The 8,454-nt window shown below is 69.4% G+C and carries 9 protein-coding genes; 2 read left to right on the top strand and 7 right to left on the bottom strand.

The window, feature by feature from the left end:
• Positions 1–22: 22 nt before the first annotated feature.
• From ABT360_RS34565 to ABT360_RS34550, 4 genes are read right to left on the bottom strand one after another with little or no spacing between them, the layout of a single operon-like run.
• Positions 23–211 carry a hypothetical protein gene (locus ABT360_RS34565; RefSeq protein ID WP_444852376.1) on the bottom strand — a complete coding sequence of 63 codons (189 nt, stop codon included), beginning with the start codon at positions 209–211 and terminating at the stop codon, positions 23–25.
• Complete coding sequence (locus tag ABT360_RS34560; RefSeq protein WP_351825599.1) at positions 208–1,704, bottom strand: tripartite tricarboxylate transporter permease; 1,497 nt, start codon at positions 1,702–1,704, stop codon at positions 208–210. Before ABT360_RS34560 ends, ABT360_RS34565 begins: the two co-directional genes overlap by 4 nt.
• Positions 1,704–2,219: a tripartite tricarboxylate transporter TctB family protein gene (locus ABT360_RS34555; protein ID WP_351825597.1), complete on the bottom strand. Its 516-nt coding sequence runs from the start codon at positions 2,217–2,219 to the stop codon at positions 1,704–1,706. The genes ABT360_RS34560 and ABT360_RS34555 overlap by 1 nt, the downstream gene beginning before the upstream one ends.
• Positions 2,216–3,199, bottom strand: coding sequence for a Bug family tripartite tricarboxylate transporter substrate binding protein (locus ABT360_RS34550; protein ID WP_351825595.1), 984 nt, complete (start codon positions 3,197–3,199; stop codon positions 2,216–2,218). Before ABT360_RS34550 ends, ABT360_RS34555 begins: the two co-directional genes overlap by 4 nt.
• A 127-nt stretch (positions 3,200–3,326) precedes the next feature.
• On the opposite strand from ABT360_RS34550, the gene ABT360_RS34545 reads away from it, so the two are divergent.
• Complete coding sequence (locus tag ABT360_RS34545; RefSeq protein ID WP_351825593.1) at positions 3,327–3,995, top strand: response regulator; 669 nt, start codon at positions 3,327–3,329, stop codon at positions 3,993–3,995.
• A gap of 1 nt (position 3,996) precedes the next feature.
• Here the strand turns inward: ABT360_RS34545 and ABT360_RS34540 are convergent, their stop codons facing one another.
• The 3 genes from ABT360_RS34540 to ABT360_RS34530 form a co-directional block, all read right to left on the bottom strand.
• Positions 3,997–4,377, bottom strand: coding sequence for a VOC family protein (locus ABT360_RS34540; RefSeq protein ID WP_351825591.1), 381 nt, complete (start codon positions 4,375–4,377; stop codon positions 3,997–3,999).
• A 224-nt stretch (positions 4,378–4,601) separates the two neighbouring features.
• Positions 4,602–5,423, bottom strand: a complete 822-nt coding sequence (locus tag ABT360_RS34535; RefSeq protein ID WP_351825589.1) for a site-specific integrase — start codon at positions 5,421–5,423, stop codon at positions 4,602–4,604.
• Between the two features lie 28 nt (positions 5,424–5,451).
• Positions 5,452–6,219, bottom strand: coding sequence for a transposase (locus tag ABT360_RS34530; RefSeq protein ID WP_351825587.1), 768 nt, complete (start codon positions 6,217–6,219; stop codon positions 5,452–5,454).
• 77 nt (positions 6,220–6,296) lie between these two features.
• Here ABT360_RS34530 and ABT360_RS34525 point away from each other — a divergent pair, with 77 nt between their 5' ends.
• Complete coding sequence (locus ABT360_RS34525; protein WP_351825585.1) at positions 6,297–7,280, top strand: tetratricopeptide repeat protein; 984 nt, start codon at positions 6,297–6,299, stop codon at positions 7,278–7,280.
• Positions 7,281–8,454: the final 1,174 nt, after the last annotated feature.

Here is an 8,454-nt window from a genome sequence, read left to right as displayed (position 1 = left end):
GATGGACTACGCACGGGGTCACCTAAACGCCGAGGAACGCAGCGCCATGCTGCAGCGGTACTTCCAGGTGACCAGCGGCGACGTCCGCCGCGTGGTCGGCCGCCATGGGGGCCGGTACGCGCCCGATCCGTGCGATGTAGTGCTGGTAGGCCGCTTCTGTCACGGCCTTCACGCGGAGGACGTCGTCGGCGGTCGCACGGCGAATTGTCATACGGTCAGATTACGACGGCGCTTGATCACCTTCTTCAGCACGGGCCAGGCCAGCAGGATGACGATCACGGCGTACACGGTCACCGAGAACGGTGTGTCGACCAGGCCGGTGACACTGCCGTCGCTGATCTGGAGCGCCCGGCGCAGCTGCTGTTCGGCGGCCGGGCCGAGGATGACCCCGATGACGGCGGGCAGCACGGGCAGGCCGTAGCGGCGCATCCCGAACCCGATGAGGCCGATGATCAGCAGGATGACCAGGTCGAGGGTCTCGCCGCCGACCGCGTAGGCGCCCGTCGCGGCGAAGAACAGGATCCCGGCGTACAGGTACGGGCGCGGGATGCGCAGCAGCTTGGCCCACAGCGGCGCGAGGGGCAGGTTCAGCGCGAGGAGCAGCACCATGCCGACGAAGAGGGAGGCGATCAGGCCCCACACCAGGTCGGGTTCGCGTTCGAAGAGCAGCGGGCCGGGCTGGATGCCGTACTGCTGGAAGGCGGCGAGCATCACGGCGGCGACGGCGGTGGTCGGCAGCCCCAGCGTCAGCATCGACACCAGAGTGCCGGCGGCCGAGGCGGAGGCGGCGGACTCCGGTCCGGCGACGCCTTCGATGGCGCCGCGCCCGAACTCGTCCTTGTGCTTGGACAGCCGCTTCTCGGTGACGTACGACAGGAAGGTGGGGATCTCGGCACCGCCGGCCGGGATGGCGCCGAACGGGAAGCCGATGAGGGGGCCGCGCAGCCAGGGCTTCCAGGTCCGCCTGACGTCGTCCTTGCCGAGCCAGGGCCGGCCGACGGGGATCGCGTCGCCGCCGCCGCGCCGGAGGTGGGCGGCGACCCACAGGGCCTCGCCGATGGCGAAGAGGCCGACCGCGACGATGACGACGTCGATGCCGTCGGCGAGCTGGAGCGAGCCGAAGGTGAGCCGCTGCTGGCCGGTCATCTGGTCGAGCCCGACCAGGCCGAGGGTGAGGCCGATGAGCAGCGAGGCGAGGCCCCGGATGCGGGACGAGCCCAGGACCGACGTCACCGCGATGAACGCCAGCACCATGATCGCGAAGTAGTCGGGCGCGCCGATGTCCACCGCCAGTTCGGCGACGGCCGGGGCGAGCGCGACGAGCAGGACCGTGCCGATCATGCCGCCCGCGAAGTGCCCGCCCGCGGCCGCCGCCAGGGCCTGTGCCCCGTGTCCCGCCTTGGCCATCGGGTTGCCCTCGATGGCGGCGACGACGGCGGCGCTCTCGCCGGGGGTGTTGAGCAGGATGGAGGTGGTGGAGCCGCCGAACATCGCGCCGTAGTAGATGCCGGCGAACATGATGAACGCGCCGGTGGGTTCGAGTCCGTACGTCACCGGCAGCAGCAGCGCCACCGCCATGGCCGGGCCGATTCCGGGCAGGACGCCGATGGCCGTGCCGAGGAGCACGCCTATCGCGGCCCACAGCAGGTTGACGGGGGTCAGGGCGGTGCCGAAGCCGTCGAGCAGGGAGTTCAAAGAGTCCATCAGAGCACTCCCATCAGCGGGCCGCCGGGGAGCGGGACGCCGAGCAGGTTGTTGAAGACGACGTAGGTGACGAGGGAGAGGACGGCCGCGATCAGCGGGTCGCGGTCGGCGCGGCGGCTGCCGAGCGCGTACGCGGAGCCCCAGAAGATGAGCGCGCCCGCGACGGGGAAGCCGGCCGGGCCGATGAGGACGGCGCCGCCGAGGAACACTCCGGCGAGCAGCAGGACGGTGCGCCAGTCGCTCGGTTCGGACAGGTCGATGTCCTCGCCGCCCTCGGCCTCGCCGCGGCCGCCGCGCAGCACGTCGACGGCGAGGAGCAGGGCGACGACGAGGAGTCCGGCGCCGACGACCACGGGGACGGTCGTGGGACCGACGGGCCCGCGCTGTCCGGCGGAGATGTCCATCGTGAGCGCGTCGGTGAGGACGAGTACGCCGATGACGGCGAGCAGCAGGCTGACGCCCAGCTCGGAGTGCTCGCGCAGCCAGGCGCGGCCTGCGGTGCCCGGTGTGCTCACAGTCCCAGCTCCTTCAGGACGGAGTCGACGCGCTCGTTCTGCTCGTCGAGGAAGGTCCCGAACTCGTCCCCGGCCAGGAAGGCGTCGTCCCAGCCGTTCTTCTTCAGGGAGTCCCTCCACTGCTTGGAGTCGTGCAGCCCGGTGACGAGGCCGATGAGCTTGTCGCGCTCGGCGGCGGAGAGGCCGGGCGGGGCGACGATGCCGCGCCAGTTGGTGAACTCGGTGTCGAGCCCGGCTTCGCGGAGGGTGGGGGCGTCCAGTCCGGGAACCCGCTCGGGGCCGGTGACGGCGAGCAGGCGCAGCTCGCCGGACTTGATCTGGTCCAGGTATTCGCCCACACCGGAGACGCCGAAGGCGACCTTGTTGCCGAGGATCGAGGCGAGCAGTTCGCCGCCGCCGTCGAAGGGGATGTAGTTCACCGATTTCGGGGCGATCCCGGCGGCCTGCGCCATGAGCATGGGTGCGAGGTGGTCGGGCCCACCCGGTGACGATCCGCCGCCGACAGGCAGTTCGGCGGGGTTCTTCCTCCAGGCGGCGAGGAGGTCCTGGATGGTCTTGTACGGGGAGTCCTTGCCGACGACCACGATGTCCTGCTCCTCGGTGAGCCGGGCGATCGGGGTGGTGTCGGCGAGGGTCGCCGGGGTCTTGTTGGTGTGTACGGCTCCGACGACGCCGAGGCCCATGGACATGGCGAGCCTGCCGTTGCCGTGCTCGCCGACGAGCCGGGTCAGGCCGACGGTGCCGCCGGCGCCGGGGAGGTTGAAGACCTCGATGTCGTGGGTGAGGCCGGCGTCCTCGGCGTTCTTGGCCGCGGTGCGGGCCGTGATGTCGTATCCCCCACCGGGTGTGTTCGGGACCATGAAGCGCAGGCCGGGGATCTGTGTGCCGGTGTCGGAGCCGCTGCCCGTGCTGAGCAGCGGCGGCCCCACGAGCACCAGCAGCGCCGCCCCGAGCAGGGCGAGGGGGGTGCGCAATCGCACGTGTGCCGCCTTTCGTACGGACGTATCTGTGAGGTGGCCCACATGTTGCCCGTGCGTTAAGAACCTGTCTCCCTTCCGCAATCAACGGACGTTGTGGTCGTTGTGGTCGGGACCTAGCGTGTCGCCGGTGACGACGGTGCTGGTGGTGGACGACGACTTCATGGTCGCCAAGCTGCACAGCCGCTATGTGTCCGCGATGGACGGCTTCACGGTCATCGGCGTGGCGCACAGCGGCGCCGAGGCGCTGCGCGCGGCCGAGGCGCTGCGCCCCGACGTCGTCCTGCTGGACATCTACCTGCCCGACATGGACGGGATCGGTGTGCTGCGCGCGCTGCGGGCGGCGGGGCACGGCGTGGACGCGCTGTTCATCACGGCGGCCCGGGACGCGGGCACGATCCGCTCGGCGCTGCGGGCCGGGGCCCTGCACTACCTGATCAAGCCGTTCAGCCAGGCGGCGCTGCGGGAGCAGCTGCGGCACGTCGCGTCCCTGCGGACGCGCCTGGACGAGCTGGACGAGGCGCGGCAGGAGGACGTCGACCAGATCTTCGGCACCCGCCCGCCGGGCTCCCGCGAGCTCCCCAAGGGCCTGGCCGCCCACACCGCCGACCTGGTGGAGCGCATCCTCCGCGACCATCCCTCGGGCCTGTCGGCCACGGAGTGCGCGGAGGCGGGCTCCTTGTCCCGGGTGAGCGCCCGCCGCTACCTGGAGTACTTCGCCGAGACGGGCCGCGCCGAGGTCACCCTCCGCTACGGCGGCACAGGCCGCCCGGAGCGGCGCTACCGGCGGGTGGGCTGAGTCACCCGCGCGTCCACAGGCAGAAGGGGTGGCCGGCGGGGTCGAGGTACATCCGTACGCCGTCCTGCGGCTGGAACGCCGCCCGTACCGCACCGCAGGCACGGGCGTGCGCCTCGGCGGCGGCGAGTTCCGGCGCCTCGATGTCCAGGTGCGTCATCATCCCCGGCGCGCTCGGTTCGGGGGGCCACACGGGCTTCTTGTAGTGCGGCTCGGTCTGGAAGGCGAGCCCCGGCCCTCCGCCGGGCGGTTCCAGCTTGACCCGGTCGGGCTCGTCGGCGGTCACCGTCCACCCGAGCAGCCGCCGGTAGAACCCGGCCGGCTCGCGTGCGTCGGGAGCGTCCAGGACGGTGCCGGTGAAGGTGAGCGGTGGGGTGGAGGTCATGCCCTTGCCTGTGCCCGGCCGGACGCGGCGCCACGCACGCCCGCTTTCCGGGCGTGCGCCGCTTCCTGAGCGTCTTCTTAGCGTCGCCTTAAGCAACACACGGCACGACCGATCCGGTTCCGTTGCAGGTCGGAGCGTGTGTGGCCGCCAGCCCAGTGCTGGGATCCTCGGGCCGGGGAGCCAAAGGGGGAGCCACGGCTCCGCGCCACTCCCCCACGGGGCCCCTATGGGGTGGCAACTCCCCCGCCATCAAAGATGTCGTCCATGGCTTCGGCTCCCTCCGTGATGACGGGCCGCAACTGCTTACGGTAGACGGTCTCCGTAATGATCGTGGTGCTGTGACCGACCACCCGCGCGATCACTTCGATCGGAATGCCGTGGTCGGAGAGCAGTGAAACGAAGCTGTGCCGCAGCTCTCGCGGTGTCCACTTTTCGGGCTGGTCGACCCCTGCTCGCCGCAACAGCGCTCGGAAGCTCCGCCGAACCTGGTCCGCAGTGCGCTGATCGCCACTGTCCGTCCCGAACACGAAGCCTTCTGGGTCCCAGGCCAGCCCAAGGGCCTCTCTCCTCCGTCGCTGCTCCGCCCGATGCGCTTTGAGTACGGTGACGACCTGTCGCGGCACCGCCAGGGTTCGCCGACTCTTACGCGTCTTCATCTCGCCCCGCCGTCGCACCGACCGCCACACCTCAATGTGCGGCACCACTCCATCAGCAGGGGACAGATGCACATGGTTCCACTTGAGTGGCCTCACCTCCTCTGTACGGATTCCTACGAGCAGCGACACAACGACATAGGCGTGGATCCAGCTCCCCTCTGCGGGTCCGGACAGGACAGCCTTCGCCTGCTCCAGCGACAGAGACTTGCTGGGGCGGCCGACCTGCCCTTCGGGGGTTTCAACCAACTCCGCCACGTTCCGGGCAACTTTGTCATGCCGTTGCGCGTGTGTGATGGATCGCCGCAAAATCGAATGCACCATCGCGAGTGAACTAGTGGCAAGCACTTCCGACTTTTCGTCGAGCCAGCAATCAACTGCGTCAGCCGACAAGTCACGCAACTTTGCCTTTCCGCCTCGTCTATCCGGCGAGGGTGAGGTTGTGCAGATGGGCGATGCCGCTCATGGTGTGGTGTACGCCTTCACCCTTGAGACGGCAGTCGCGCAGGATCTTCCAGGTCTTCATGCGGGCGAAGGCATGCTCGACGCGGGCGCGGACCTGCTTGTGGGACTTGTTGTGTGCCTGCTTCCAGCCCGGGAGTTCCTCGCCCTTTCGGCGCCGGTGGGGCATCACGAGGCCGGTGCCCGGGTACCCGCCGTCCGCGATCGTTATGGTGTGGCCGACGGCGGCCTTGGCCCCGGATTCCTCCCATGCCTTGCAGTCGGCGCGGTTACCAGGCAGCGGCTGGCCGACCACGACGATCAGGCGGCTGTCGGCGTCGATGACGACCTGGTGGTTGGTGGAGTACCGGTAGTTCTTGGACTGCTCGGCGACCGTGTGGTCGCGGGTGGGTACCAGGGTGCCGTCCACGATGAGCACGGCGTCCTTGCGGAACCGCTTGCGCGGCCGCAGCGCGAGGAGGGGACCGAGATGCCCGATGACGCGGTCAGCCGCGGACTTTGAGACCCCGAACAGGAGGGCGAGCTGCCGCAATGTCAGGTTCGTGCGCCAGTACGCGGCGACCAACAAAACCCGGTCCTCCAACGGCAGTCCCCAGGGCCGGCCCTTGCGGACCGCGTCCGCGTCCTCACGCCGCAGCGCGGTAATCAGCTTGCCGAACTGCTGCGGGCTCAGCCCGGTGAAAGGGGCTATCCAGGACGGTTCCGACGCTGCAATCACTCCTGCCACAACAAGATCATCGCATCGTGTCCAGCGAGCCATGGGGGGGCGGGCCGACAGACGGCCGTCGGGGATACCCTCGGACGATGTCGAATCAGGCGGTAGCAGCTGGAGTAGGTCTCGCGCGGGTGATGGCGCACTGCGGGGGCAGCCCAGCAGCAGCCGTGCACTATCTGGCGGGTGCCATCGCCTCCGCACCTGAGAACCCCGAGCCCTATACGGTCCTTGCCGAGTTGTGGAGGGACAAGCCGTCGGAACTGGCCGAGGTCGTTCAGGGTGCCGACTCCTTGAGGACGGTACTGGCGCAGTCGTACATCAGCTTCCTCGAGGACGACATGGACGGCGCGGCGCAGGCGATCGGATCGGTCACGGGTGTGCAACCCGACATCGCATGGGCCAAAGCCCCCTGGTTCAGCGATGCACGATTTCTCGGTGTGGTGAGTGCCGACGCGCTGGCCGAGGCCGCAATGCGGACGATGGACTATGGCCATGGTCTGGACACCGAAAGCATGCGGGAACGGTTCCGGCCCTGGTTCGATGCCATCGAGGCGGTCGCTGCCCGCCAGCCGTCGCCGGAGGCGTTGGCCAAGATGGCGATCTTGCTGCGGGCATGCGGTCTCTCCGATGCGTCGTTTGCCCTCTGCGACCAGGCGGACTCCGTGGAGCGGATCATGCTGACGGAAGTCGTGCGAGCGGGCACGTGGCGCAAGCTGGGTGATCCTGACCAGACCGCGGCGGCGTTCGAGCGCGCTCTTGCCCTGGACCCGGCCAACTGGTCGCTCTATCTCGACCTGGCCGACATACACGCCGAGCAGGGCGACTTCACCGCCGCGGTCCGGCTGATCGATCAGGGAATGGAACACGAGTCGACTGAGCTCACACTCCGCGCGGCCGGGGCCGCCTACCGGGCGCGGCTGACCGGCTCGCCTGCCGAACTGAGCGAACTCATCGAACTGGCGCCGAACCTGCCGAACGACTCGTACCGGGACCTGCTGATTGATCACGCGTGTGCTGGTCCCGCACTGCCTACCGAGCTCGTGGCTGCGGCCCGCCACATCCAGAACAGCTGAGGCTCCGCTCCTCGACGAGCAGCAGCTCCAGCCAGTAGGCGCCCAGCAGCGCGACCGGAGTCCTGGCGACGGCGTCCACACCTTGATGCTTGGCGCCGCCCGCCAGCACAACCTGCTCCTAGCCGCGTGGCTCGGAGCCGTCCCCAGCTCACGGGATCCACCTGCTGTTGTCGAAGATCCATTACGGGACAGCTCTTAGCTGACGGAAGGCGCCCCAAGCACCCCGGCGCATCGGCGATAGTCGCCTCGTGACGACGCTCGTCGGCGCCCTAGAGGGTCGCTATCTACCGCCCGTCCCTGGCGAGCACGGTAGAACTTTCCCTTCTGCATCAAGGCACCCGCCGCGCACGGCGCGCCGCGCGCGGCCCGTCGCCCGGGCTGCGCTCCTGTCTCCGCCCCGCTCCGGCCCGGCCGCCGTCCGCACGCCTGACGGCTTGGGTTGATGGGTGGCGAACGCACGATCGGGCCGAGGCGGTACGCAGGTGCGGCTCAAGACGATGCCTCCGGCGGGGTCGCTCAGGCTCCGGGATGGAGGGGCCCGTTCGCGGGTGCCGGCCGGTGGGGTGTGGCGGTGGAGGGATTCCCATCCGATCTGCCGTCGACACAGGCAGAGCCGAGCAGACACGGCACCGGGCGTCCAGGTCGTTCGTACAGTAGCGCGCTCCACCTGGACGCCCGGCAGCGCGCCTGCTCCACACACCTGTGGGCCGACGGGATGGGAGTTTCGGGGTAGGTGGTGGGTGAGGCAGCGGACGCTCGAAGGCATCCTCAACGACCAAGCGACTGTCACGGTGCACCGGCGTCACCTACAGGTACGCAGCCCATGAGACAGCCGAACCTTTCGCTACTACTTAAGGCCGTGTGCCGCCGCGATATACGGTCGTTGAGCGAGGAGGGTTTCCAGTCTACTGTCGGGCCACAATTCGATGTAGGGCGCGTTGCCCTCCGCATTATGGCGTTCCACCCAGGACACTGCGTCAGCAGTGAAACGGCCGCTAGTGGCGATGACAATGCCTCGTACGAGCGGAGGCCCCCACAGCTTGCCCGCCGTCGCGGTCTCATTGACGGCAGGTGCGTTGCCCTACTGTGCGATTGGATCACGGGGCTCCCGCGCCGCCACCCACCTCCGCCGCCTCGCCCCCGGGCTCCTCGTGCGGGACGAGCCCGCCGAAGT

It is taken from the genome of Streptomyces sp. NPDC000229 (genome assembly GCF_040300825.1).
Lineage (GTDB): Bacteria > Actinomycetota > Actinomycetes > Streptomycetales > Streptomycetaceae > Streptomyces.
The sequence above is the reverse complement of the archived record's forward strand: the minus strand, read 5'-3'. Positions and strand labels throughout refer to the sequence as shown.